The sequence below is a fragment of the Archangium lansingense genome, from assembly GCF_026626635.1.
In the GTDB taxonomy this organism is placed as follows: domain Bacteria; phylum Myxococcota; class Myxococcia; order Myxococcales; family Myxococcaceae; genus Archangium; species Archangium lansingense.
In genome coordinates this window covers 10,544,328-10,567,897 of record NZ_JAPNKA010000001.1, presented here as the reverse complement: position 1 = coordinate 10,567,897, position 23,570 = coordinate 10,544,328, and the positions used below count along the sequence as shown (strand labels likewise).

19 protein-coding genes are annotated in these 23,570 nt (G+C 68.3%); 10 read left to right on the top strand and 9 right to left on the bottom strand.

What is annotated here, in order from left to right:
• The first annotated feature begins 1 nt into the window (after position 1).
• The 3 genes from OV287_RS42175 to OV287_RS42165 all read left to right on the top strand — a co-directional run bounded on the left by OV287_RS42175 (position 2) and on the right by OV287_RS42165 (position 2,589).
• The gene (locus OV287_RS42175) at positions 2–661 is read left to right on the top strand and encodes a TetR/AcrR family transcriptional regulator (protein WP_267539691.1); all 660 of its coding nucleotides are present in this window, start codon (positions 2–4) and stop codon (positions 659–661) included.
• A gap of 141 nt (positions 662–802) precedes the next feature.
• Positions 803–1,885, top strand: coding sequence for a hypothetical protein (locus OV287_RS42170; RefSeq protein WP_267539690.1), 1,083 nt, complete (start codon positions 803–805; stop codon positions 1,883–1,885).
• An 11-nt stretch (positions 1,886–1,896) separates the two neighbouring features.
• A complete protein-coding gene (locus OV287_RS42165) occupies positions 1,897–2,589 on the top strand; it encodes a Coq4 family protein (protein ID WP_267539689.1) in 693 nt (230 codons plus the stop codon).
• 173 nt (positions 2,590–2,762) lie between these two features.
• Here OV287_RS42165 and OV287_RS42160 read toward each other — a convergent pair whose 3' ends face one another.
• A complete protein-coding gene (locus OV287_RS42160) occupies positions 2,763–3,644 on the bottom strand; it encodes a class I SAM-dependent methyltransferase (protein ID WP_267539688.1) in 882 nt (293 codons plus the stop codon).
• Between the two features lie 12 nt (positions 3,645–3,656).
• Between OV287_RS42160 and OV287_RS42155 the strand changes: the two genes are divergently transcribed.
• Positions 3,657–4,163: a helix-turn-helix domain-containing protein gene (locus tag OV287_RS42155; RefSeq protein ID WP_308809784.1), complete on the top strand. Its 507-nt coding sequence runs from the start codon at positions 3,657–3,659 to the stop codon at positions 4,161–4,163.
• 69 nt (positions 4,164–4,232) lie between these two features.
• On the opposite strand, the gene OV287_RS42150 is transcribed toward OV287_RS42155, so the two are convergent.
• Entirely contained in the window at positions 4,233–5,006 is a 774-nt protein-coding gene (locus OV287_RS42150; protein WP_267539687.1) for an SDR family NAD(P)-dependent oxidoreductase, read from the bottom strand.
• A gap of 248 nt (positions 5,007–5,254) precedes the next feature.
• On the opposite strand from OV287_RS42150, the gene OV287_RS42145 reads away from it, so the two are divergent.
• Positions 5,255–6,400, top strand: coding sequence for a cytochrome P450 (locus tag OV287_RS42145; RefSeq protein WP_267539686.1), 1,146 nt, complete (start codon positions 5,255–5,257; stop codon positions 6,398–6,400).
• On the opposite strand, the gene OV287_RS42140 is transcribed toward OV287_RS42145, so the two are convergent.
• From OV287_RS42140 to OV287_RS42125, 4 genes are all read right to left on the bottom strand, one after another.
• Entirely contained in the window at positions 6,397–6,660 is a 264-nt protein-coding gene (locus OV287_RS42140) for a hypothetical protein (RefSeq protein ID WP_267539685.1), read from the bottom strand. The genes OV287_RS42145 and OV287_RS42140 overlap by 4 nt on opposite strands.
• Positions 6,661–6,821: 161 nt before the next feature.
• Entirely contained in the window at positions 6,822–7,727 is a 906-nt protein-coding gene (locus OV287_RS42135) for a hypothetical protein (RefSeq protein WP_267539684.1), read from the bottom strand.
• Between the two features lie 114 nt (positions 7,728–7,841).
• Positions 7,842–8,909, bottom strand: a complete 1,068-nt coding sequence (locus tag OV287_RS42130) for a BamA/TamA family outer membrane protein (protein WP_267539683.1) — start codon at positions 8,907–8,909, stop codon at positions 7,842–7,844.
• An 8-nt stretch (positions 8,910–8,917) separates the two neighbouring features.
• A complete protein-coding gene (locus OV287_RS42125; protein ID WP_267539682.1) occupies positions 8,918–10,279 on the bottom strand; it encodes an alpha/beta hydrolase family protein in 1,362 nt (453 codons plus the stop codon).
• A 105-nt stretch (positions 10,280–10,384) separates the two neighbouring features.
• Between OV287_RS42125 and OV287_RS42120 the strand changes: the two genes are divergently transcribed.
• A complete protein-coding gene (locus OV287_RS42120) occupies positions 10,385–10,990 on the top strand; it encodes a TetR/AcrR family transcriptional regulator (RefSeq protein ID WP_267539681.1) in 606 nt (201 codons plus the stop codon).
• Between the two features lie 72 nt (positions 10,991–11,062).
• Here the strand turns inward: OV287_RS42120 and OV287_RS42115 are convergent, their stop codons facing one another.
• The gene (locus OV287_RS42115; protein WP_267539680.1) at positions 11,063–11,491 is read right to left on the bottom strand and encodes a DUF3995 domain-containing protein; all 429 of its coding nucleotides are present in this window, start codon (positions 11,489–11,491) and stop codon (positions 11,063–11,065) included.
• 90 nt (positions 11,492–11,581) lie between these two features.
• Between OV287_RS42115 and OV287_RS42110 the strand changes: the two genes are divergently transcribed.
• Positions 11,582–12,154, top strand: coding sequence for a TetR/AcrR family transcriptional regulator (locus tag OV287_RS42110; protein WP_267539679.1), 573 nt, complete (start codon positions 11,582–11,584; stop codon positions 12,152–12,154).
• Positions 12,155–12,188: 34 nt separating this feature from the next.
• On the opposite strand, the gene OV287_RS42105 is transcribed toward OV287_RS42110, so the two are convergent.
• Positions 12,189–13,409 carry a cytochrome P450 gene (locus OV287_RS42105; protein ID WP_267539678.1) on the bottom strand — a complete coding sequence of 407 codons (1,221 nt, stop codon included), beginning with the start codon at positions 13,407–13,409 and terminating at the stop codon, positions 12,189–12,191.
• 183 nt (positions 13,410–13,592) lie between these two features.
• Positions 13,593–15,620 carry a serine hydrolase domain-containing protein gene (locus tag OV287_RS42100; RefSeq protein WP_267539677.1) on the bottom strand — a complete coding sequence of 676 codons (2,028 nt, stop codon included), beginning with the start codon at positions 15,618–15,620 and terminating at the stop codon, positions 13,593–13,595.
• 179 nt (positions 15,621–15,799) lie between these two features.
• Between OV287_RS42100 and OV287_RS42095 the strand changes: the two genes are divergently transcribed.
• The 3 genes from OV287_RS42095 to OV287_RS42085 all read left to right on the top strand — a co-directional run bounded on the left by OV287_RS42095 (position 15,800) and on the right by OV287_RS42085 (position 23,509).
• Entirely contained in the window at positions 15,800–16,624 is an 825-nt protein-coding gene (locus OV287_RS42095) for a hypothetical protein (protein ID WP_267539676.1), read from the top strand.
• Positions 16,625–16,872: 248 nt separating this feature from the next.
• Entirely contained in the window at positions 16,873–20,133 is a 3,261-nt protein-coding gene (locus OV287_RS42090) for an RCC1 domain-containing protein (protein ID WP_267539675.1), read from the top strand.
• Between the two features lie 58 nt (positions 20,134–20,191).
• Positions 20,192–23,509 carry an RCC1 domain-containing protein gene (locus tag OV287_RS42085; protein ID WP_267539674.1) on the top strand — a complete coding sequence of 1,106 codons (3,318 nt, stop codon included), beginning with the start codon at positions 20,192–20,194 and terminating at the stop codon, positions 23,507–23,509.
• The last annotated feature ends 61 nt before the right edge of the window (positions 23,510–23,570 follow it).

The following is a 23,570-nucleotide window of genomic DNA, read 5'->3' as shown; positions in this document are numbered from 1 at the left end:
CATGTCCAAGCCACCGAACAGGCAGGGGCGGCGCGGTCCTGGCTCGCGCGAGCCGGCGGAGACCGCTCCGGTGGATCCACGTGTCCACCGCAGCCGCGCCATGCTCCGCGATGCGCTCCTCGGGTTGATTCGTGAGCGGGACTTCGACGCCATCAGCGTGCAGGACATCACCGAGCGCGCCCAGCTCAACCGCAGCACCTTCTACCTGCACTACCGCGACAAGGACGAGCTGCTCACGCACATCATGCGGGACATGCTCTCCGAACTCTCGCGGAGGAGTCAGCGGCTGGGTGACTCGCCCGAGCGCCTCCATCAAACCCTGATGGAGTGGTTCCAGCACGCCGCCGGGCACGCCGAGCTGTATCACCTCATGCTCGGCCGGAGCGGCATGCGCGCCTACTCGGTCCAGTTGCGCAACATCCTCGAGCAGCTCATGAAGCGCGAGCTGACGGGAGCCAGTCTTCCCCCCCGGCTCGAGGGAGTGCCTGGGTCCGTCCTGAACCGCTTCATGACCTCGGCCTATCTGGGGGTGATGGAGTGGTGGTTGGATCGACGCTCGCCCCATCCACCCGAGGAGATGGCGCGGTGGCTGGGGGCGCTCACCGCCTTCTTGCTGGAGCGCTCACCGGCCGGCTCTCCTCGAGTGCCCCGGGGCAGGTAGCCCCCCTTCCAGTCAGGGGCGGACTTTATCGACACTCGCGAACATGTGTCGATTAAGCGGCGCCCCGTCAGGGATTGTCGGTTGAGCTCCACTCGGAGCAATGACACATCATCGTGGCGGGACGGACTTCCAAGGACCTCGATGATGCTGACCGAAGCACGAAAAGACGAACTGGCGCGGCTCCTCCGCCCGGTGGCTCCGCCGCGCGAGTTGGATGATGTCTATTCGCAGGAGCAGTTGCAGCGTTTGCTGGGGGTGGTTCGGAACAGCGGGCCGCACAAGCTGATCATCGCGCAGCACTTTGCTTCCGCCGAGGAACTGATCGCCACCTCCGCGGGCGGTGTTCCGGAGGGCGTGACGCCGACACTCGAGATGTTCCTGTCGCCTACGTTCCGCAACTTCTTCGGGAACCATGCGACCTGTCTCTTTCCCGAGATCAACGACTGCTTCTACAACGACAAGTTTCTGGAGATCGCGAAGAACTACTGGGGGGCCAGGTATGCCAGACCCCAGATGATGCTCTTCAATGTGAACGGCCCGTGCGGCAATACGGACCCAGGGCACCTGGACTCTCCAAGCTTCCGCGGCATCCGCTACGAGAATTCGCCGACCTGGCTGTGCAGCGTCATGGGGAAGTCGGGGCTGTTCCGCGACCACCTCATCAAGATGGCTCAGGTCATCACCTGGTTCTCACATGACCCCGGGAGCGGCTTCACCTATTGGCCCGAGGGCCCGCGTGCGCCACCCAGGCGCGTGAATCCTCCCATCTACAATCGCGGTGTCGTCGTCCAGAATGAAATGATGGTTCATCGCGGTGAGGCGAATGGGCCTGCCGAGCAGCAGTTCCCGGAGGGGCTGGACTTCTCCAGCGTGTTCGCCGGAGACCCGGACAGTCGTGAGCACTGGATCGTGAAGACTGGTGACGCGGTGATCGCGCGTTACCATACGGACCAACTGCGCTTCCTGGCCCACTGGTCGGCCGAGGTCTACGAGGACTTCGCGGAGTTGAAGAAGAACATGGACCATACCGACGATCTCACTTTCGATCAGGTCTTCGACACGCTGATCAAAGACGTACGCTCCAAAGGCATCCATGTCGAGACGCCCACGGATCCGCTGCATGACCCCGTGTTCATCCGCACCATCAACGCCGCCTACGACATCGGCCGTCCCACGTCCTATCCGCCCGAGGCGCTGGTGACGCGGTTCCGTGCCACAGCCTGAGAGACAGCTCCATGCCCGAGCTCAATTCGTCCCTTCCCACGCTCCCCGAGAATCCCTCGCTGTTCACCCGCTTGCAGGTGGGCCTCCAGGCGCTCAAGGTCCTGCAGGCCGAGCCCACGAATCCCGCTTATGGCGCCCTGTTCTACGACAGCGTGGAGATAGGCCTGTGCGCGGCGCTCGCCCGGGACTTCTCCCGCCATGAGGAGGGCCGCCGCCTGCTGGCCGAGAAGCCCTCGTTGCGTTCCTCGGCCCTGGACCTGGATGCGCTGGAGAAGCTGCCCCCGGGGTCGCTTGGCCACACGTTCGCGCGCTACTTCCGGGACCAGGGGCTGACGCCGATCGACACCCTCTCACCGCCGAAGAACGACGCCCAGTACGTCGCCACTCGCCTGCGGGAGACGCATGACTTCCACCACATGGTGACTGGCTACACCACCGATGTCATGGGCGAGATGGAGTTGCAGGCGTTCACCCTGGGCAACCTCCACCTGCGCACCTCGCTCCTCATCCTGCTTCAGTCGGCGAAGGCGACCCGGATGATGCCCGGATTCAATTGGGCCTGGTATGCCCGGCGGTTGTGGGCCGCGTTCCGGCGCGGCAGTCAGTCCCGGCAGCTCGCCAGCTTCCGATGGGAGGACCACTGGGCGACGCCGCTGACCCTGCTGTGCGAGCAACTCGTCGCGCCCGCTCAGCAGTGGAACTGACCGGAGCAGGTGCCGGCCGGGGCCTCGCACAGTTCGCGGATGTCCCGCGTGTGCCCAAATGGGGCTGAACGGCCTCTGCACCGGCCTGGCGCATGGCCCGCACGGCACCCGTCAGCGCTCAGCGCTCCTCTGATCTCGCCCCGGTCGGAAGATCGCATACAAGGTCCGCCACCTCAGGCACTCGCTGCCTCCTTCGGCGCGGCTGTCCCAGACGGTGCTCGGGCGCCGATCATCCAGCAGGCTGCGGTAAAGCGGACTTCCGCTCCGTGCACATAGGGCTCGAAAGCGGCGCGGACCGTTTCGATGACCTGAGTTCGTGTCCGGTCGTCCGCCTCGTGAAGAATCAGGCCGAGGGGTCCGAGCCGGGTCAGGTAACGGACCAGCTCCTTCTCGGGCAGGGTGAAGGCCACATCGATCGGCCGGATGTCGATCCCAGCCCAGCCGCTCTCCTCCAGAATGCGGTGGACCCGGCGCTGGTCCGCGAAGGCGAACTGCCCCGGCGCGTCTGGCCGGCGGGCGGGGAGGTTTGGCAGGAGCGGTGCCGCGGCGCGCTCGGCCGTCGTCATGAACGGATTTTCCGAAGGACTTCGCCAGGCGACGAGCCGCACTTCGGCGTCGTTCTTCGCGGCACGCCTCAGGTTCGCGAAGGCCCGGACCGCGTCGTCGAAGAACATGACGCCGAAGCGCGAAATGATCATGTCGAAGCTCGCGGGCTCGAAGGCGTGGTTCTGCGCGTTGGCGCGGATGAAGCTGGCCGGCGCGCCTTCCCGTTCGGCGCGGGCCTGGGCGGCGGTGATCATCGGCTCTGAAATATCGATGCCGGTGCAGCGGCCCTTTGTGCCGAGCAGCCGCGCGACGGCGAGCGTTGTGCTGCCCGTACCGCAGCCGATGTCGAGCACCTGGCGCCTGGAGCCGGCGAGGACCGCTTCGACGAGCAGGTCTTCAATCGGCTTGAACATCTGGTCGAGCAACTCCTGCGCCTCGACCCAGGCTCGTCCCGCGGGGCCATTCCAAAGCTTCGTCTGCTCGTCATCGGTCTGTAGCGCGACACTCATGAGCGGCTCCTTTTGCGTGCCTTCAAGAATCGAAAGCTGTACGGTGCCACTTCAAGTCGACTTGAGGTCAAGCGGGTGAGAGACCTGGACATCACCGAGGTGGCACAGCGGTCCGGCGTTCCTGCCTCGACGCTGCGCTTCTATGAGGAAAAGGGGCTGCTCGCCTCTATCGGCAGGCGGGGCCTGCGCCGCCTGTTCGAGCCCAGCGTGCTGGAACGGCTGGCGCTGATCTCTCTGGGGCGCGCCGCCGGCTTCTCGCTCGATGAGATCGCGCGGATGTTCGCGCCCGACGGGCGGCCACGCATCGACAGACAGATGCTCGCGGCCAAGGCGGAGGACTTGGACAGGACGATCCGCGAACTCAGCGCCATGCGCGACGGCCTACGGCACGCCGCTGCCTGCCCCGCGCCGAGCCACATGGAATGCCCCACCTTCCGCCGCCTCCTGCGGGCCGCCACGTCTGGAGCGACTGGCGCGCGAAGGAAGAGGGCCCCACCTTCCGGCCGCGCGGCTCGCTGACGGGTCCGACCATCGGACCCGTTGCTGCCGCTCGCGGCCGGAAGCTCCCTCGGGTGGGAACTGCTCGAGCTATATGAGCCCGGAGGTGATGCCGCCGTCGGACAGGTACACGCCGCCGGTGCAGTAGCTGCTGTCGTCGCTGGCGAGGAAGAGGTACATCCGGGCGATCTCCTCGTTGGTCCCGTAGCGCTTCATGGGGACGCGCGCCGCGAGGGTGCTCTTCATCTGCTCCTCGGCGCCGGGGGCGAGCAGCCGGTGGGTGGACGCCATCATGTCGTTGTCGATGACGCCCGGGCACACCGCGTTCACCCGGATGTGGAACGGCGCGCCGTCATGCGCCAGCGCGCGCGCCATGCCCACCACCGCGTGCTTGCTCGAGGTGTACGCCGAGTGCGCCGGGAACCCCGCCACGCCCACGATGGACGAGGTGAGGATGACGCTGCCACCCCCGCGCTTCTGCAGCTCGGGGAAGGTGTACTTGATCGCCAGCCACGAGCCCCGCACGTTCGTGGCTATCACCTTGTCGAAGTCCTCCACGGTGTGCTCGAGGATGTGCTTGTAGGGGCCCACGGTGCCCGCGTTGCTCACCAGCACGTCGATGCCGCCGTAGCGCTCCACCGCGTGCTGCACATAGCGCTGCGTGTCCTCCTCCTTTGACACGTCCGCCACCGTGTAGCTGAGGTTCTCGTGGTTCACGTCCTGCATCGTCTTGCGCAGCTTCTCCTCGCTGCGACCCACGATGAGCACCTTCGCGCCCTGCTCCACGAACAGCTTCGCCGTCGCCGCGCCGATGCCGCTGCCCCCGCCCGTGACGATGGCGACCTTGTTCTCCAGTTTCTTCATGATGGCCCTCTGCTCCCTCTGAGTCCCGGGACTCCCCGGTGGCGGGATTGTTCGGAGGAAGACAGCTTCCCGGCAAGCAAGGAACAGGGCTCGTTCCGATGAACGGCCGGGCAGATTGTTTTAACGTCCGTGCACGTATGTCTAAAACCAATGCCCCTTCAGGACTCGGATCCGAGTACCACCCGCTCGATTCTCCCCAGCTCGAGGAGCCCCACCCGTTCCTCTCGCGTGCACGGCGAGAGGAGCCGGTGTTCTTCAGCCCAGTGCTGGGGTCATGGGTGGTGACGCGCCATGCGGATATCAGCGCCGTGGTCGCCGATACCGCACGTTTCTCGTCCGCTGAGTCCATCACCGTGGGCGCCGCGACGACGCCGCCGGAGGTGGTCACCGCGCTGATGGATGGCTACCCCCTGGTGCCCAGCCTCGTCGACAATGATCCGCCAGCGCATACGCGCTTCCGGAGCCTCGTCAGCAAGGCCTTCACCGGGCGGCGGCTCGCGGAGAAGGAGCCCTTCATCCGCACCCTCGTGGACGAGCTCATCCACTCCTTCAGGCAGGAGGGGCAGGCGGACCTGTTCCTCCGGTTCGCCCATCCGCTGTCGTGCAGCATCATCGCGGAGATTCTCGGAATCCCCCGCTCGGACATTCACAGGTTCCGGCGCTGGTCCGACGACTTGTCCACGGTCCTCGCGGCGCATGGCCCCGTCGAGCACCAGGTCGCGTGCGCGCGAGGCGTGGTCGACTTCCAGCGCTACCTCGCCTCGGCGCTCGAGGAGCGGAAGGTGTCTCCCCGGGAGGACCTGCTGAGCGACATCGTCACCGGGGCGCAGGGGATGACGCCGCCCATGAGCATGGCGGAGCTCGTGAGCCTGTTGATGCAGGTGCACTTCGCGGGTCACGAGACAACCGCGGGCCTCATCGTGGGAGCGGTGGAGCTTCTGCTCAACCATCCGGAGCAGCTGCAGGCACTTCGGGACGACCCGGGGCTCATCGCGGGCGCGGTCGAGGAGGCGCTGCGAATGACCTCCCCCGTGCATGCCATGTTCCGTACAGCGCTGGAGACGGTGGAGCTCGGGGGAGTCTCCATTCCCAAGGGCGCCCACATCCGGATCGTCTACGCGTCAGCCAACCGCGACGAGGCCCGGTTCCACGAGCCGGAGCGCTTCGACATCCGACGGCCTGACATCAAGAAGCACCTGGCCTTTGGCCAGGGCCTCCATTTCTGCATCGGCGCGCCGCTCGCACGGCTTGAGGCACGCCTGGCACTGGAAGCCCTGCTCCGGAGTCTCCCGGGGCTACGGCTCGTGCCGGGGCAGAAGCCGGGCTTCCTGAAGAGCGTCACCGTCCGGAGGCACGAGAGCCTCCAGGTCGCGTGGGACGTCCAGGTGCTCTAGCAATCAGAGACGTACTGCGTGTAGGCCGACGTCCGGCCCCAGCTCTCCCACCAACCGCAGTGGCAACCCCGGCCTCCGATCTGCACCGTATAGGTCGCGTCACTCCAGTAGGTGACCAGGGAATCCGACATGCCGCTGCAGTCGGGAATCGGGGCCTCCTGCGTGGCCAGATCGGGTCCCTCCTGCTCGATGGGCGTGCCGCCACAGCCCACCGCCATCAGCGCCATCGACAACAGACCACCGAAAATGCTTGCTCGCATGTGTCCTCCGTTGGGGTTGCGCCCCAAACTCTAACGGAGTCCCGCTTACTTTGAAGTTTCTGACGTCCGCGCTTCAGCCTCCACGTGGGTCGGCGACGGCGCGCCGCCGTTGGGGTTGCAACGATTTCAACGCAAAGATGTCAATTGCAACGGCTCCATCTTCAGGTTGGCAATGACTGGCGCCGAGGTGCGGGGTCACCGGATGTCTTGAGGCTGTCTGGGGTTGGAAGACCCGCGAAGAGCATGGCCACCATTGCGTACCAGCCCAGGACAGGGCCCGCCCCGGCGCCCATCACGGGCACCGGGAAGTTGCCCAGGAAGGTCACGCCCAGGGTGGTGGCGAAGTAGAGCGTGAAGCCCAGGCCCCATCCCGCGGGAGCGGTGCTCGGCCGTCCGAGCGCGAGGAGCAGCGGGAGGAACAGGAGGCCTCCCGCGACTCCGGCCGCCAGTATCCAGAGCGCTCCCCGGGAGGACGCGAGCACCAGCACGCGCTCGACGTGGTCGACCGCGAGCAATGGATCCGCGCGTGTCCAGCTGGCCGCGGCGAGCAGGAGGAATACCCCCGCCAGGGCGAGCCCCGTGCCGCGCCGCACGAGCGTTCCGTTCGCGAGCAGGGGAAGCAGGCCAAGGGCGAGCGCGGTGGCCTGGGCGGCATCGGGCTGCGCGAGGTGGATGAGCTGGGCGCCCAGAGCGAGCGCGAGGCCGAACGCCCGGGCCCGTGCGCTCGACGACATCAGTCCGCCCAGGATCCACGGCAGGAACGCCGCCGAGGCGTGAAGGCGCACGGGACCGAAGGAAATCCAGCGGTGAACATGTTCGCTCCCGGGTGACAGCAGCGTCGCCAGGAGCGCCAGGAAGGCCAGCCCGGGCAGCCATTGGAGCACCCGCGCTCGCGGCCCCGCTCCGGCACGCGGGAGCGTCAGCGCGATGGCGCCACCCACGAGCACGGCGAGCAGGTTGGGGGCGAACACCCGGGCGGGCACCGACAGGGTATTCGCCACGGCCGCCCCCAGGGCGATCGCCGGGAGGGGGGCGAGCAGGAGCCAGGTGCGAGGAGCCAGGAGCATTCCACCGCCTCTACCACGCACGCTCTACGCCGCGTGCTTCCACCATGCCCCGGACCTCCGCGAGCGCCTTCGAGCCCGCCATCACGGGGGGGTCGTGCGTGCGCCAGCGTCCTTTCAGAACGCCTCGCCCACGTTCAGGTAGAAGCTCAGCTCCGAGCCGTAGGCCACATCGAGCCGGATGTTCACGGGAACGTCCTCGAGCGGAGCGAACCGCAGGCCCACGCCCCCGGCGGGCTTGAGGGCCTCCGCTTCGAGGTCCTCCAGGTTCCGGGCCACCATCGCCGCCGAGGCGAAGGCCACGCCGCCCAGGCGCCAGAAGAGGGGCGCGCGGTACTCCACCTGTGCGGCCAGGTGCTGTCGCTCGCGAAAGCGCCCCTCCAGGTGGCCCCGGCTCATCTCCATGCCCCCGAGCCGGCTGGTGTCATAGAAGGGCGGCTCGCCCCGGCGGAGCTCGACCAGTGCCTGCATCGCGAGCACGTGCCGCTCCGCCCACGGGAGCGTGAGGTACCGCCGGGCGTCGAGCCTCAGCACGTCGAACGTGTAGTCGGAGCCCCAAGCCGCGCTCGCGCTGCGCAGGTTCATCCGGACCAGCAACCCCGTCATGGGATTCAGGGTGTTGTCCCGCGAGTCATACTGGGCGGTGAGCCCGAGCTGGAGCGTCGTTCCCCCGGAGGAGCCCGTTACGGCTCGGAGGGCGCTCGGCTCCGCCACGTCCGAGATTCGCGCGTGCTGGTAGCGCAGGGTGGGGCCGACATACAGCCCGGGCGCCACCCGCCACTTCGGGCTCAGCTCCACCTCGAAGTAGATGGGCGTGTAGGGCTCCGCGTCCTCGGCCCGGGTGTACGCTCCCATTCCGAAGAACCGATCCGGGAACCTCGCCGCGCTGGCCGTCGCGGTCAGGTTCAGCCGGTCGTCGAGGAAGTACACGTCCGGCTGGAGCAGCAGGGAGAATTGTCCCCGGACGCTCGCGGCGCCCGCCAGCATGACCTGGGACTCTCGGAGGCCACTCTCGCCGGGCGGCTGGTACACCAGGGACGCCGCGCCTCCGAGGAGGAAGCTCGTCTCGGGCTGGTACGCGGGCAGCACGAAGGGGACCAGGCGGAACCGCCCGGCCTCCTCGGCGTGGGCCGACGTGACGCTGAGGAGCGCGAGGACGACGGCGAGGGAACGGAGGGAAGTCATCACGTGCCTCACACGTTCTCGTCGAGCCAGTCGAACAGCCGCTGCTCCGCCAGTGCCGCGGAAGCCGCCTGACAGTGGAGTGGCCCAGCGTCCTCCTGGGTGAAGAGCATCAGGTGCTTGGGGCTGCGGAGCGCGTCGTAGAGCTTCTGGGACTGGCCCGGTGAGGCGTCCTCCGCCACCCCCTCCATGATGAGCATGGGGCACTGGATGCGCTCCACGATGGACGTGTTGTCGAACTCCTCCAGCTTCCGGAAGAGCTCGGAGGGCGTGCGGGCGCCATGCTTCCAGAACACGTCCCGCAGCCAGTACTTCGCGGTGGGCCAGCCGTCCGCGAGCCGGAAGATCGCCTGGTCGAAGCGCTCCGGATTCGATTTCAGGAACGAGAGCACTCCGGGGATGAACCGGTCGAAGTGCCGGGACGTCGCCTCCCACCAACTGAGGACGCCGGGGTTGGCGATGCACAGCGCGATGCGCTTCTCGAAGGCCGTGGCTCGGGGCGCCAGCGCGCCGCCAAACGACAATCCCATCAGCAGGATGCGCTTCGGATCCACCCCGCTGATCCGCTCGGCCGCGTCGATCACCGGAGTGACGGCCTTCTCCCAATCCGGCCGGAAGGAGAGTCCCCGCTCGCGCAGGGCCCGCCCCTGGCCGGGGCCGTGGAAGAGGAGCACGTGATAGCCCCGCTTGTACGCGCCGTCCCAGACCCACTTCGTCTCTTCGGGCCAGGCGTGCAGGCCCTGATGGAGCAGGAGGATGGGCGCGCTCGGCTCCGCGTGGGGCGAGCGGATGAAGTAGGCGGGGAGCGTGGTGTTCTCGTACGGGATGTCGAGCGGCTCCACCGCATAGCCGAGCAGCCCGTTCGACTTCTCGAAGGTGGTGGCCGCGCTCCGGGTCACCTCCAGCAGGCGCGGATCGGCGGTATCGGTGTAGTGCATCGTCGCCGCGCGGTAGTAGTTCGCGGCTCGCGCATAGGCCGAGCCCGCGCTCAGCCGGTGGCCCTTCTTCTCGGCGGCGCTGGCGAGGCCGTGGACCCGCTGGGCCGTCCTCAGCCACTCGTCGAACCAGCTCTTCTCGTCGCCCGCCTGGATGCGCTTCGCCGTCTCCAGACATTCGCCCACGTCGCTCTGGCCATGGGCCGTGTGGCCCAGGAACCATAGGAGCTGGTTGTCCATCAACCCGTCGCCGGTGAGGCGCAGGTCGTACCAGGCGTCGCTCCGGGGGTTGATGCCAGGAACGTCGACCGGGGCCGGAGCCAGCAACCGGCGCGCTCCCTCCGCCACCGCCGCGCCCCCCAGGAAGAGCCCCGCGCCCGCCAGCGCGCCTCGCCGCGAAAACCGTCCTGCGCTACTGTCCCCACCGGAATGACTCATTGGATTGAACCTCCTGGTTTAATCAATTGATTCAATCATTTGGTTGAATCGGTGGCGGCGTCAAGGGCGCCACGGATTCTCACGTCATTTCAGGGGTTTATCTGGATGGGGAACGAGGAGCAGAACGCACGGGACCGCATCATCCGGGCGACCATCACCTGCATCGAGCGCGACGGGCTGGACGCGACGGGCATCCGGGAGATCGCCCGCGAGGCGCAGGTGAACAGCGCGGCGATCAGCTACTACTTCCGCAGCAAGGAGAAGCTGATCTCCCTGGCCATCGAGCAGACGCTGGACCAGGCCTTCGGCAACGTCCTCACGGACTTCGACAAGCTGCGCGCCGGTGGTGCCGGTGTGCGCGAGGCCTTCGAAGCCGTGCTCGAGGACATCGTGGGCAACACCACGCGCTGGCCGCGCATCGCGCATGCGCACTTTCGCGAGGTGCTCGTCCACCAGCGCTATGAGGGCATGGCCATCCAGCGCCTCAACGCCTTTCTTGGCGAGCTCGCCGCGAAGCTCGCTCCGGCGGCACCGCACCTCACCCCGGACATGCTTCGGATGGCGCTGGCGCAGCTCTGGTCCTCCCTGCTCCTGCTCTCGATGATGCCGAAGCTGTTCGACCCGTTCATCCTTCTCGACTTCGCCACGCTCGAGACGCGGCGCGCCTGGGTGAAGCAGGCCTCACGGCTCATCTTCGCCTGCTCCTCGTAGCGCGGAAGCTCCTCGGGCAGCTGCCCTGGAGGTTCCCTCAGACGCCGTGTATGCCTCGTTCAGTCGCGGGGATCAGGGGCGAGGCAGAAGGATCACCGCCGCCAGCGCAGCCGCGAGCCCGGTGCACAGCGGTATGTAGAGCCGATTGTCCATCTGGGCGAACCGCGTCCCTCGCTGGCGCTTGAACAGGCCGACGTAGCGAAAATCTCCCACGGCGCGCAGGAAGAACGCGGCGGAGAGCAGCCCCGTTCCGACATGCACCACCTCGAGAGGCAGCGGCAGGACGCGCACTCCTGCCGCTGTCAGCGCCACCCCGGCTGCGCCGAGCAGAAGGGCGCCGACCACTATCGTGGCTATCGGCGTAGGCGTGAACGCCGCCTTGCCGTTGAACTCGGGGATGGCCACGGAGGCACCCCAGCGCCCTCCGGAGGCCCAGAAGAAGTGGAGCCCCGCAAGGGCTCCTAGCACTGCAGCAGCGGCGACACCCAGGACCATCGTCATGGCAGGAATCCTCCAGGCTCCATACGGATGCGTATGGAACATTCACCGGAGGGCTGGCGTCTGTCAATACGGTGGCGTATGGTGCCAAGGGTGAAGAAGGCTCGGGTCAGGCGGAAGGCGGCGGACAGGCTGGGGCCGGAGAGCTGGGTGCGCGCGGGGTTCGACGCGCTGGTCCGTGGTGGGGCGGAGGCGGTGCGGGTGGAGCCCCTGGCGGTCGAGCTCGGAGTCACCAAGGGGAGCTTCTACTGGCACTTCGTGGATCGTGGGGACCTGCTTCGGCAGATGCTCGCGCGCTGGGAGGCCGGAGGGACGCACCAGATCATCGAGAGGCTGCGAGGCAGTGGTGTGCCGGCGCGCGAGCAGCTCTCCTTGCTCATGGCCATCTGCCAGGAGCACGGGAATGGAAGCCTCGAAGGAGCGGTGCGCGCGTGGGGAGTCACCAGCCCCGAGGCTGGAGAGGTCGTGGCTCGGGTCGATCGAACGCGCGAGGGCTTCGTCGAGGGACTCCTGCGGGAGATGGGACTCTCCGCGGGCTCCGCGCGGCACCGCACGCGCGCGCTCTACCTCGCGCTGCTTGGAGAGTTCGCCCGCACGGCCAGCGGCGCCGAGCCGACCTCCCCAGGGGTCTGGCAGGAGCTGCTGACGCTCCTGACCTCGGAGTGATGCGTGCGTCCCCTGGTGCGCCTGGGCTTCGGGCTCACCAGCGGACGGGCAGCGAGTCGAACCCACGGAACAGCAGGCTGTTGCACTTGAGGCGCGGCGGCTGCTGCTCGTCGAGCCGGAGGTCCGGCATGCGGCGCAACAGGGTCCGCAGGGCCTGCTCCAGCTCGCGGCGGGCGAGCCCGGCTCCGAGGCACAGGTGGGGCCCGAAGGCGAAGGCCAGGTACTTGTTGTTCTGGCGGGTGATGTCGAAGCGGTCGGGGTTGGCGAACACATCCGGGTCCCGGTTGGCGGCGGCGATGCCGAGGAACACCAGTTGGCCCTTGCGGAGGGGGCGCCCGCGCAGCTCGAGGTCCTCCGCCACCACGCGGTGCATGAAGGGCACGGCGGGGGTGTAGCGCAGCAACTCCTCGACGGCCGACTTGCACAGCTCCGGCTGCTGCTTCAGCTGCTCGAATTGCTCGGGGTGCGTCAGCAGTTCGTACACGCCGTTGCTGAGCTGGTCGATGGTGGTGACGTGCCCGGCGGTGAGGATGAGGACGGCGTTGGACACCAGCTCCTCGGTGCTCATCCGGCCCTGCTCCTCGTAGCGCAGCAGCAGGCTGAGCAGGTCATTGCCAGGGCGCTCGCGGCGCGCCTCGATGGCCGCCGTCAGGTAGCGCGAGAGCTGGGCCGCGCCCTCGTTGGCTCGGATCGCGGCGCTCCTCACGTCCCCCACCGCGGCGCCAAAGAAGGTGGCTGTGTCGTTGGACCACCGCTGGAAGCGATCGTGGTCTTCGGCGGGAATGTCGAACAGCTCGGTCATCACGAGCGCGGGCAGGGGCTCGGAGAGGTCCACGGCTACGTCCATCCGCCGCCGCTCCTGGACGCGGTCGAGCAGCGAATCGATGATGCGCTGGATGGCGGGACGCCACCCCTCGAGCACCTGCGCGGTGAAGCCCGTGTTGGCCTGTCGGCGGAGGCGGGTGTGCTCGGGGCCGTCCTTCATGAGCATCATTCCCTCTGACACGCGCAGGTAGTCCTTCACCAGCTCCGGTCCGAGTCCCCCGAGCTGGTGCTCGGCGAAGAGCTGGGTGCGGTTGGCGCTCAGGCGTGGGTCGCGGAAACACCCGGTGACATCCTCGTGGCGGGTGACGAACCAGGCCTGGAGCTCCTCCGACCAGTGGACCGGGTCCTCCTCCTGCAGTTGCCGGTACACGGGCCAGGGATTGCTCAGGGTTTCGGGAGTTAGGAGCGCGGGTGCTGCGGGCGAGGGCATGGGTCCTCCTCACAAAGGGCGACTGTCTTTGTGGAAGGACCACATCCCGCTTGTGACCGCTGCCGTGTCGCCTCCCAGGTGAGCACACCGGGGTAGAGGCCCTCGCTCCGTCGGTTGAATGGCGAGGAGCGAGCCGGAGCGAGAGGCGCGGGAGCTTCTCGGGCAGGTGCCCTGGAGGTTCCCTCAGCGGACGGAGCTCACCGGGCCATCACCCTTCTCGAAGACGTAGCGCTGCTGCGGCATCTCGAGCACGAGCGTGGTGCGGCCCGCCTCCCGCTGGACCTGGAAGTCGAACCCGGCCAGCGGCGGGTCGAGCAGAATGAGCCTGCTCGAGCCGTCCGCTTCCCGCTTCTCGCCCACGGAACTGCGCCACTCGCCCGCGTCGAACATGGCGCGGGAGCCCTCGAGCTGCAGGGTGACGCGCCCGAGCCCCTTGTTGTACCAAGAGCCGGTCAGGGGCTTGAGCCACTCCAGCTCCGGCTGCTCGCGCAGTCCCGTCATCTCCTTCGCGAACGCCTCCTTGCGGCTCTTCAGGGCGAAGTCGAGCTTCGCCTGGGCCTGGTCCTCGCCATCGAAGAGCACCTCGAGGAACTTGCGGCGCACGGCGTTGCGGAAGGGGCCATCGCCCTGGACGTTCGTGAGCAGGACGACGCCCACGTTGGCCTCGGGCAGGAAGAACATGTCCGAGCTGAAGCCCAGCGTATTGCCGCCATGGTGGATGAGGCGGGCGCCGTGGTCCTCGCCCACCATGAGCCCCAACCCGTAGCTCATCGTGTCGTTGATCTTCACCTGCGCCTCACGGCGCGCGAGCAGGTTGGCCTCGGAGACGAACGGCTTGCCCTCGGGCGTACGGCCCTTGGTCAGCTCGAGCATCACGTAGCGCGCCATGTCGCGCGCGTTGGACCATGCACCACCCGCGGGGCGGACGGGGATGAGCGCCTCTTCCGTGGACACGGGCAGGGTGACGTAGTCGAGCTTCAGGGTCATCCCGTGCGGCGAGGCGTGCTCCTGCTTCCTGGCGCGGGCGAAGTCGAAGGTGGTGGACTTCATGCCCAGGGCATCGAAGACGCGCGTCTGCATCACGCGGTCATACGCCTGACCCAGCGGGAGCTTCGGCTCGGCGGCGTGCGCGGCCATGTAGCCTCCCGCCGTCACCATGGGGTTGCTGTACTGGTAGGTCTCGCCGATGCCCGTGGTGGGCTTCATCTGGCGCATCTCGGCGATGCGCTGCTCGCCGGTGAAGCCCGCGGACTCGAAGATCATCTCCATGTCCTGGCGGGGCATGCCGGTGCAGGCACACACGGTGTTCCGCACGGTGAGCTTCTTCGTCATCTCGGGGTCGCCGAGCGCGAAGTCGGGCAGGAGCTGGGTTGCGGGGGTGTCCCAGCCGAAGCGGCCCTCGTCCACCAGCCGCGCCATCATCAGCGTGGTGAGCGACTTGCTCGTGGAGCCGATGAGGAAGAGCGTCTCGGGCGTCACCGGCTCCGACCTGCCGAGCTCGCGCACCCCGAAACCCTTCTCGTAGAGCACCTGGTTGCCCTGGACGACGGCGAGGGCCACGCCCGGAATCTTCATCGTCTGGCGGGTCTGCTCGACGAAGGACTCCAGGGACTTGAGGCGCTCGGCGGTGAGCGGGAGCGGAGCCTTTCCGGCGAAGGACTCCTCGGCGAGCCGGGCCGACTTGAAGCCAAGCAGCACCTGCGCGGCCTGAGCGCCCCGGCGATCCATGGAGGCGGCGGAGCCGTCCAGGAGGATGACATAGTTGGTGTCACCCTTGCGCCGTGCGAGGCCCGCGATGACGCGCGCCTCCCGAGGCGGAGTGTCGTAGGTGTTCTGGAAGATCTCGTCCCAGCCGTCCTGCGCGGGAGGGTGGGCGGAGAGCTTCACGGGGAGGGCGAAGTCGGGGCGGGTCTGCTTCCAGGCCTCGGTGATGGCGCGCTCGGCGGAGGTGCCGGGCACCTCGAGCAGCGTGATGCGGAGCTCCCGTTCGGGGTCCTCGAGCAACAGCCGCCCGTGGTCCTCGGTGACGTACCAGCCGGCGGACACGGTGAAGGGAGTGCTGGACGCCGTCTGCATGGGCGTGGCCGCCTCGAGCTTCCGGGCCCGCGCGGCGGAGGCCTGAGGTGCCGGGGTGGAGGACGGCGGAGTGACGGTGGTGCTGGCCGCGGTACACGAGGTGAGCAGCAGGAGGGGAAGTGCGCGAATGCGCATGGACGAGAGACTCCAGTCGGAGTGAAGGGTGTGGCCGCTAGAACGCATGGGCGGGCGCCCGATTGCACGGGTTGGACACCTGGCGACGCTCCCCCAAGCAGGTGCGCAGTGGCCAATGGTCGACATCAAGCTGAAAAACAGGTATTCCAGTGACAGTCAAATTAACTGGAACATTGCCTATGCACTCCTTGCGTCGTTGCTTCCTCTGGATGAGCGCCGTCTGCACCGGGCTGTTGTTCACCGCCTGCGGTGTGACCCCTGAAGAGTTCGCCCCGGACGAGCGGCTCGGTACGCACCAAGCTGCGGTGTGCACCGGCGCCCAGGTCTCCAGCCTGGTGCTCCTTGGCTACAACTTCTACCAGGGGACGCTGTCCTCGGGCGGGACCTGGGCCGTGACGACGCCCTCCAATGCCATCTATCTCGAGTACTACGTGGATGGCGTGAGGGTGGGCTCCGAGGATCGCCCGGGGACCTCGGGGAGCTGGTACCACAGCAGCACGGGCTGGACGTGTAGCACGCAGGCTTTCGAGGTCCGGGCCTGGCCCCTGGTGGTGGATGGTTCGGGCGTCCGCTCCCTCTGCACCGCCAACGGTCCGGTGACGATGGGGACGAGTGTCAGGGATCAGAGCTGTTGCATGCCGGAGACGGATGCTCAGTTCTGCGCGCGCCTCGGGAAGCAGTGTGGTCCGGTGGGGATGGGCACGGACAACTGTGGCAATCCCCGGTCGGTCGACTCCTGCGGCAACTGCCCGAGTGGCTCCCAGTGTGACTGGGATTTGAACGTCTGTGTCCCCAGGCCGTGTGAGCCGGAGAGCTCGTGTGTTGGCCGGTGCGGGTGTGTCTCCGACGGGTGCGGGGGGATGGTCAACTGCGGGATCTGTCCGACGTATGCCTGCCCCCAGGCGACTCCGTTTCCTTGCTGTGACGGAAGCTGCTCCAAGAGCCGGCTCTGCCCGGGGATTGCGTGTGACCCCTGGCCGAACACCTGCTGGCCGACGGAGTGAGCTGCTCCAGACCTTATCCAGGGCCGCTAGCACGGAAAGTCAAGAAAACCTCACAAACCTCGGATGAGATGCTTTATCTTGCATGCCCCTCGGGCCGGGAGGGGAAGCCAGAAGCTGAAGGGCTTGCATGACGATGTCTGACATCCAAGCGGCTCGGTGCCGGGTGTCTTCCCGGTGCTGAGCTGATTGGGAGGGGGTGTATCCAGATGAGATGCCATCGAATTCCTGGGCGTGGCCCGGGAGCCTGGGTGGGGCTGTTGTTGGGGCTGTGCCTGGCGGTGGGGTGCGTCCCCCCGGAGGAGGGCGGAGCGGAGCTCTCCGAGGTGTCGACGATTGAAGTCGCGTTGACCACGCCGGCGCTCGGGCAGGAGCAGGTCGCGGCGGGCGCTGCCCATTCGCTGCTGTTGCGCCGCGACGGCACGGTGAGGGCCTGGGGTGACAACACGTTTGGCCAGCTGGGGGATGGCACGGACGTGACGCAGCGCCTCTTGGTGCCGGTACAGGGACTCGACAGCGTGGTGGCTCTCGCGGCGGGCTACCAGCACTCACTGGCCCTGCGCTCCGACGGCACGGTGTGGGCCTGGGGCGACAACTTCTTCGGCCAGTTGGGCGACGGCTCGGACTTCCAGAGCCCGGTGCCCGTGCAGGTGCTGGGCCTGAGTGGCGTGGTGGCCATTGCCGCGGGAGACAATCACTCGCTGGCCCTGCTGTCCGACGGCTCCGTGTACGCCTGGGGCTTCAACAACTATGGGCAGCTCGGAGATGGAACCACCTATTCGAGCCCCTTTCCCCTACAGGTGCAGGGCTTGAGCGGTGCAGTGGCCATTGCCGCTGGCAGCGGGCACTCGCTGGCCGTGCTCTCCGACGGCAAGGCCAAGGCCTGGGGCGACAACTACTATGGCCAGCTCGGTGATGGCTCCGGCTTCGGGCAACTGACGCCCGTGCTGGTGTCGGGCCTTACCGGGGTGAAGGGAATCGCCGCGGGCACCTTCCACTCGCTGGCGCTGCTCGCCGATGGCTCGGTGCGCTCCTGGGGGGAAAACGGCTCGGGCCAGCTTGGAATTGGCTCCACCACGCGGCGTCCGGTACCGGTGCTGATTCCAGGCCTGACTGGGGTGAAGGCCCTCGCGGCGGGTTCCCAGCACTCGCTGGCGCTGCTCGCGGATGGCACGGCGCGCGCCTGGGGCTACAACGACTTCGGCCAGGTGGGAATCGGCGTGCTCGGCTCGCAGCTCACACCGGTGAAGGTGTCGGGCCTGGGCCTGGTGAAGGGCCTCGCGGCGGGAGGTGCCCACTCGCTCGCCGTGCGCGTGGGTGGACTCGCATGGGCCTGGGGCGACAACTCCCAGGGCCAGCTCGGTGATGGACAGGTCAGCCAGCAACTGAAGCCGGTGCGGGTGCTGGGTCAGCGGGTCAGGACGCTCATGGCGGGTGGCGGCGAGCACTCGCTGGCGGTGCGCGCGGACAGCACGGTGTGGGCCTGGGGTGACAACCGCAATGGTCAGCTCGGGGCGGGGACGATTCCGCAGAGGAGCCTGCCCGGTCAGGTGCCGGGCCTGACGGGAGTGGAGGTGCTGGCCGCGGCCTTGGACCAATCGCTCGTGGTGCGCATGGACGGGACGCTGTGGGCCTGGGGCAACAACGCCAATGGTCAGCTCGGGGATGGGACGACCACCCAGCGGCTGACGCCCGTCCAGGTGACAGCCCTGAGCGAGGTGGTGGCCGTCGCCGCTGGGGGCAATCACACGCTGGCCGTGCGCATGGATGGGACGCTGTGGGCCTGGGGCAACAACATCGAGGGCCAGCTCGGGGATGGGACGACCACCCAGCGGCTGGCGCCCACCCAGGTGCCGAGCCTGGGCTCCATCGTGGCCGTCGCGGCCGGCGGCTCGCACTCGCTGGCGGTGCGCGCGGACGGGACGGTCTGGGCCTGGGGCTACAACGCCAAGGGTCAGCTAGGCGATGGGACGACTCTCCGGCGTCTGACGCCGGTCCAGGTCGTGGGGCTGAGCAACATCGTGGCCGTCGCGGCTGGAGACAGCCACTCCCTGGCCCTGGGCGCGGATGGGACGGTATGGGCTTGGGGTCTCAACGCCTCCGGCCAGCTCGGGGATGGGACGACCACCCAGCGGCTGACGCCCGTCCAGGTGCCGGGTCTGGGCTCCCTCGTGGCCGTCGCAGCCGGCAACGAGCACTCGCTGGCCGTGCGCGCGGACGGGACGGTGTGGGCCTGGGGCTACAACATTCGAGGCCAGCTCGGCGATGGGACCCTCTCCTCTCGCAAGTCGCCCGTCCAGGTGCCGGGTCTGGCCAATGCGGTGTCCGTTGCGGCCGGATACACCCACTCCCTGGTGTCGTACTCGGACGGGTCCTGTTCGTCCTGGGGCGACAACGAGTACGGCCAGCTCGGAGATGGGACGGCCGCTCTGTATCTGGTGCCCCTCCAGGTGCCGGGCCTGAGCGGGCTGAAGAGCGCAGTGGCCGCGGGCTTTCACTCGCTGGCGGTGCGCTCGGACGGGACGGTGTGGGCCTGGGGCCTCAACCACTTGGGCCAGCTCGGGGATGGGACGACCACCCAGCGGCTGACGCCCTTCCAGGTTCCGGGTCCGAGCCAGGTGTCGGCTGTCGCAGCGGGAACCAACCACAGCCTGGCATTGCAATCGGATGGGACGTTGTGGGCCTGGGGTTACAACTACAACGGCCAGGTTGGGGATGGGACTTCCTTTACGCGTTACGTGCCAACCCGGGTGCTCCTGAGTGGCGTGGTGTCCATCGCGGCCGGGAGCATGCACTCGCTGGCGGTGCGCTCGGACGGGACGGTCTGGGCCTGGGGTTCCAACTCCTCCGGCCAGCTCGGGGATGGGACCCTCACCCAGCGCTTTGCACCGGTCCAGGTGCAGGGTCTGAGTGGCGTGGTCGCCATCGTGGCGGGCCAATCTCACTCGCTAGCGGTGCGCTCGGACGGAACGGTGTGGGCCTGGGGTTACAACTACTACGGCCAGCTCGGGGATGGCACGAGCCTGACGCGCCAGACGCCCGTCCAGGTGCCGGGCCTGAGTGGCGTGGTCGCCATCGCGGCGGGCCAGGCTCACTCCCTGGCGCTGCGTGCGGACGGAAGGGTGTGGGCCTGGGGTTACAACGCCTTCAGCCAGTTGGGAGATGGCACGACCACCCAGCGGCTGATGCCCGTCCAGGTGCCGGGCCTGAGTGGCGTGGTGTCCATCTCGGCGGGCATCTATCGCTCGCTGGCGGGGCGCTCCGACGGCACCGTGTGGGCCTGGGGCAATAATTCCTATGGCGAGCTCGGAGATGGCACCACCACCTCCCGCGCAACTCCCATCCAGACGAGCCCCCTGAGCGGCATGACGTCCATCGTCGTTGGAACCACCCACGGGTTGGCGCTCCGGCCGGATGGAACGCTTTGGGCCTGGGGCCTCAGCGCCTACGGCCAGGTCGGGGATGGCGTGCCGTCCATGCGCCAGGTGCCGGTGCGCGTGTCCGGACTCTGAGAGAGCCGCGCGAAGAAGTGCACGCCTTCACGACGTTGAACGACAGGGGAGAAGCCAGATGAGAGGCAATCGGATACCCGGGAGTGGTCCGGGCGCATGGATGGGTGTGTTGCTCGGGCTGTGTCTGGTGGTTGGGTGCGGCGCGCCCTCCGAGGAGGGCGGTGCGCAGGCCACCGAGCCCGTGGAGTTGGAGCTCTCCCTGACCACGCCCTCCACGCCGCCGCTGGGGCAGGAGCAGGTCGCGGCGGGGAGCTCTCATTCGCTGCTGTTGCGCGCCGATGGCTCCGTCTGGGCCTGGGGTGACAACGCCTTCGGTCAGCTCGGCGACGGCACGGACATGCAGCAGTCTCTCTGGGTGGCGGTGCAGGGCCTCGACAGCGTGGTGAGCCTCGCGGCCGGTGCCCAGCACTCGCTGGCGCTGCGCGCCGACGGCACCGTGTGGGCCTGGGGTGACAACAGCTTCGGCCAGCTCGGCGACGGTACGGACATGCAGCGCATGACGCCCGTGCAGGTCGCCTGGCTCGACAGCGTGGTGGCCATCGCGGCGGGGGAATTCCACTCCATGGCCCTGCGTGCCGATGGCAGCGTGTGGACGTGGGGGTACAACAACTATGGCCAGCTTGGCGACGGCACCACCAACATCAGCCCGTTCCCCGTGCAGGTGGGCCTCAATAGCGCCGCGGTGGCCGTCGCGGCCGGCAACGCCCATTCGCTGGCCCTGCTCACCGACGGCAAGGTCCAGGCCTGGGGCGACAACTACTACGGCCAGCTCGGCGACGGCTCCGTCAACGGGCGCCCGACGCCAGGGGCGGTGGCCAGCCTCTCCGGGGTGAAGGCCATCTCCTCCGGCACCTACCACTGCCTGGCTCTGATCTCCGATGGCTCGGTGCGCTCCTGGGGCGAGAACGGCGCCGGACAGCTCGGCGTCGGCTCCACCATCCGGCGCCCGGTGCCGACGCTCATCACCGCGCTCTCCGGGGTGAAGGCCATCGCGGCCGGTTACCAGCACTCGCTGGCGCTGCTCAACGACGGCACGATGCGCGCCTGGGGCCACAACGACTTCGGCCAGGTGGGAAATGGCACCATCAACCATCAGCTCTCCCCGGTGGCGGTGGCGGGCCTGGGCTACGTGAAGAGCATCGCGGCGGGCGCTTCCCACTCCATGGCCCTGCGCTCGGACCGCCTCGTGTGGACCTGGGGCGACAACTCCCGCAACCAGCTCGGGGATGGCCAGTTCAGCCAGCAGTTGAGGCCAGCGCGGATCCTCGGTCAGCGCGTCCGGCTGCCCATCGCCGGTGGAGGCCGTCACTCCCAGGTGCTGCGGGCGAACGGGACGGTGTGGTCCTGGGGCGCCAACGCCGTGGGCCAGCTCGGGGATGGGACGGCCCTTCCGAGGAGCGTGCCCGTCCAGGTGCCGGGTCAGACGGGCGTGCAGCTCCTGGCCGCTGCCACGAACCACTCGCTGGAGGTGCGCGAGGACGGCACGGTGTGGTCCTGGGGCGACAACACCAACGGCCAGCTCGGGGATGGGACCACCACCCAGCGCAGGCAGCCCGTCCAGGTGCTGCGCCTGGTGGGCGAGGTGATGGACGTCGCCACCGGGCACAACCACTCGCTGGTGGTGCGCAGGGACGGCACGGTGTGGTCCTGGGGCTTCAACGGCGCGGGCCGGCTCGGGGATGGGACGACCTTCCAGCGTCTGGCGCCTGTCCAGGTCCAGGGGCTGGACACCATCGTGGCCGTCGCGGCGGGTTACGATCATTCGCTGGCGGTGCGCTCGGACGGCACGGTGTGGGCCTGGGGTGACAACTCCGATGGCGAACTGGGCGATGGGACGGTCACCCGGCGTCTGACGCCGGTGCAGGTCCAGGGGCTGAGCAACATCATGGCCGTGGCGGCCGGCAACGGCCACTCGCTGGCGCTGGGCGCGGATGGGACGGTGTGGGGCTGGGGCTACAACCTGCTCGGCCAGCTCGGGGATGGGACGGCGGATCAGCGCCTGACGCCCGTGCAGGTGCAGAACGTGGGGGTGATGGTGGCGATCGCCGCGGGCGACTACCACTCGCTGGCGGTGCGCTCGGATGGGACGCTGTGGTCCTGGGGCAGCAACGATCAGGGCCAGCTCGGAGATGGAAGCATTCTCGAGCGCGCGTCACCCTTCCAGGTGCCGGGCCTGGCCAACGTGGTGGCCGTGGCGGCCGGTGACGGCCACTCGCTGGTGCTGCACGCGGATGGCACCGCCTCCTCGTGGGGTGGCAACGAGTACGGCCAGCTCGGCAATGGGAAGGCCACCCTGCATCCGGTGCCCGTCCAGGTGCCGGGCTTGAGCGGGATGAAGGGCGTGGCGGCCGGCGGTCTCCACTCGCTGGCGGTGCGCGCGGACGGCACGGTGTGGGCTTGGGGCAACAACGGCTCTGGCGAGCTGGGCGATGGGACGGGAGTCCCGCGCACGCAGCCGGTGCAGGTGTCGGGCCTGGGCTCCGTGGCGTCCGTCGCGGCGGGCGTCAACCACAGCCTGGCGGTGCAGTCGGACGGCACGGTGTGGGCCTGGGGCAGCAACTCCCAGGGCCAGCTCGGGGATGGGACGTCGAGCGCGCGGTTCTCGCCCGTCCGGGTGCTGGGGGCGACGGGCTTCATGGTCGTCTCCGCTGGTAGTGCTCACAGTCTGGGCCTGCGCTCGGACGGTACGGTGTGGGCCTGGGGAGGAAACACCTACGGCCAGCTCGGGGATGGCTCGGTCACCCGGCGCCTGACGCCGGTGCAGGTGTCGGGCCTGAGTGGCGTGGTGGCCATCGCCACGGGGCTGCACCACTCGCTGGCGGTGCGCGGGGACGGCACGGTGTGGACCTGGGGCTACAACTTCTACGGCCAGCTCGGAGATGGGACGAAGACGCAGCGCCTGACGCCGGTGCAGGTGCCGGGCCTGGGGGGCGTGGTGTCCATCGCGGCGGGCACCTACCACTCCCTGGCGATCCACGCGGACGGGACGCTGTCCTCCTGGGGCTACAACCTCTACGGCCAGCTTGGGGATGGCACGGTCACCGAGCGCCTGCTGCCGGTGGCGGTGCCCGGCCTGAGCGGGGTGCTCGCCGCCGATGCGAACTGGAGCTCCCTGACGGTGCACATGGATGGCACGGTGGCCGCGTGGGGGAGCAACAACACCAGCCAACTCGGGGAGGGGAGCACCGCCGATCGCCGGAGTCCCGTGCAGTCGTCCGTCCCGAGCAGCATGAAGTCCGTCTCGTCCGGCTCCAACCACTCCCTGGCACTCCGGTCGGATGGAACGGTGTGGGCCTGGGGTTTTGGCAACTACGGCCAGATTGGGGATGGCGTGCTGTCCATGCAGCTCGTGCCGGCGCACGTGTCCGGCTTCTGAGTGGAGGTTCCTCCCGCTCCCCCCTCGGCCGCTGGAGGGGAGCGGGAAGGCCCGCCACGCG

What these genes read in the sequence shown, in the direction of transcription:
- OV287_RS42170 (WP_267539690.1), top strand. Translation starts at nt 803, where the DNA reads ATGATGCTGACCGAAGCACGAAAAGACGAACTGGCGCGGCTCCTCCGC.
- OV287_RS42140 (WP_267539685.1), bottom strand. Translation starts at nt 6,660, where the DNA reads ATGCGAGCAAGCATTTTCGGTGGTCTGTTGTCGATGGCGCTGATGGCG.
- OV287_RS42100 (WP_267539677.1), bottom strand. Translation starts at nt 15,620, where the DNA reads ATGCGCATTCGCGCACTTCCCCTCCTGCTGCTCACCTCGTGTACCGCG.
- OV287_RS42165 (WP_267539689.1), top strand. Translation starts at nt 1,897, where the DNA reads ATGCCCGAGCTCAATTCGTCCCTTCCCACGCTCCCCGAGAATCCCTCG.
- OV287_RS42160 (WP_267539688.1), bottom strand. Translation starts at nt 3,644, where the DNA reads ATGAGTGTCGCGCTACAGACCGATGACGAGCAGACGAAGCTTTGGAAT.
- OV287_RS42095 (WP_267539676.1), top strand. Translation starts at nt 15,800, where the DNA reads ATGCACTCCTTGCGTCGTTGCTTCCTCTGGATGAGCGCCGTCTGCACC.
- OV287_RS42115 (WP_267539680.1), bottom strand. Translation starts at nt 11,491, where the DNA reads ATGACGATGGTCCTGGGTGTCGCCGCTGCTGCAGTGCTAGGAGCCCTT.
- OV287_RS42085 (WP_267539674.1), top strand. Translation starts at nt 20,192, where the DNA reads ATGAGAGGCAATCGGATACCCGGGAGTGGTCCGGGCGCATGGATGGGT.
- OV287_RS42150 (WP_267539687.1), bottom strand. Translation starts at nt 5,006, where the DNA reads ATGAAGAAACTGGAGAACAAGGTCGCCATCGTCACGGGCGGGGGCAGC.
- OV287_RS42130 (WP_267539683.1), bottom strand. Translation starts at nt 8,909, where the DNA reads ATGACTTCCCTCCGTTCCCTCGCCGTCGTCCTCGCGCTCCTCAGCGTC.
- OV287_RS42125 (WP_267539682.1), bottom strand. Translation starts at nt 10,279, where the DNA reads ATGAGTCATTCCGGTGGGGACAGTAGCGCAGGACGGTTTTCGCGGCGA.
- OV287_RS42135 (WP_267539684.1), bottom strand. Translation starts at nt 7,727, where the DNA reads ATGCTCCTGGCTCCTCGCACCTGGCTCCTGCTCGCCCCCCTCCCGGCG.
- OV287_RS42120 (WP_267539681.1), top strand. Translation starts at nt 10,385, where the DNA reads ATGGGGAACGAGGAGCAGAACGCACGGGACCGCATCATCCGGGCGACC.
- OV287_RS42105 (WP_267539678.1), bottom strand. Translation starts at nt 13,409, where the DNA reads ATGCCCTCGCCCGCAGCACCCGCGCTCCTAACTCCCGAAACCCTGAGC.
- OV287_RS42175 (WP_267539691.1), top strand. Translation starts at nt 2, where the DNA reads ATGTCCAAGCCACCGAACAGGCAGGGGCGGCGCGGTCCTGGCTCGCGC.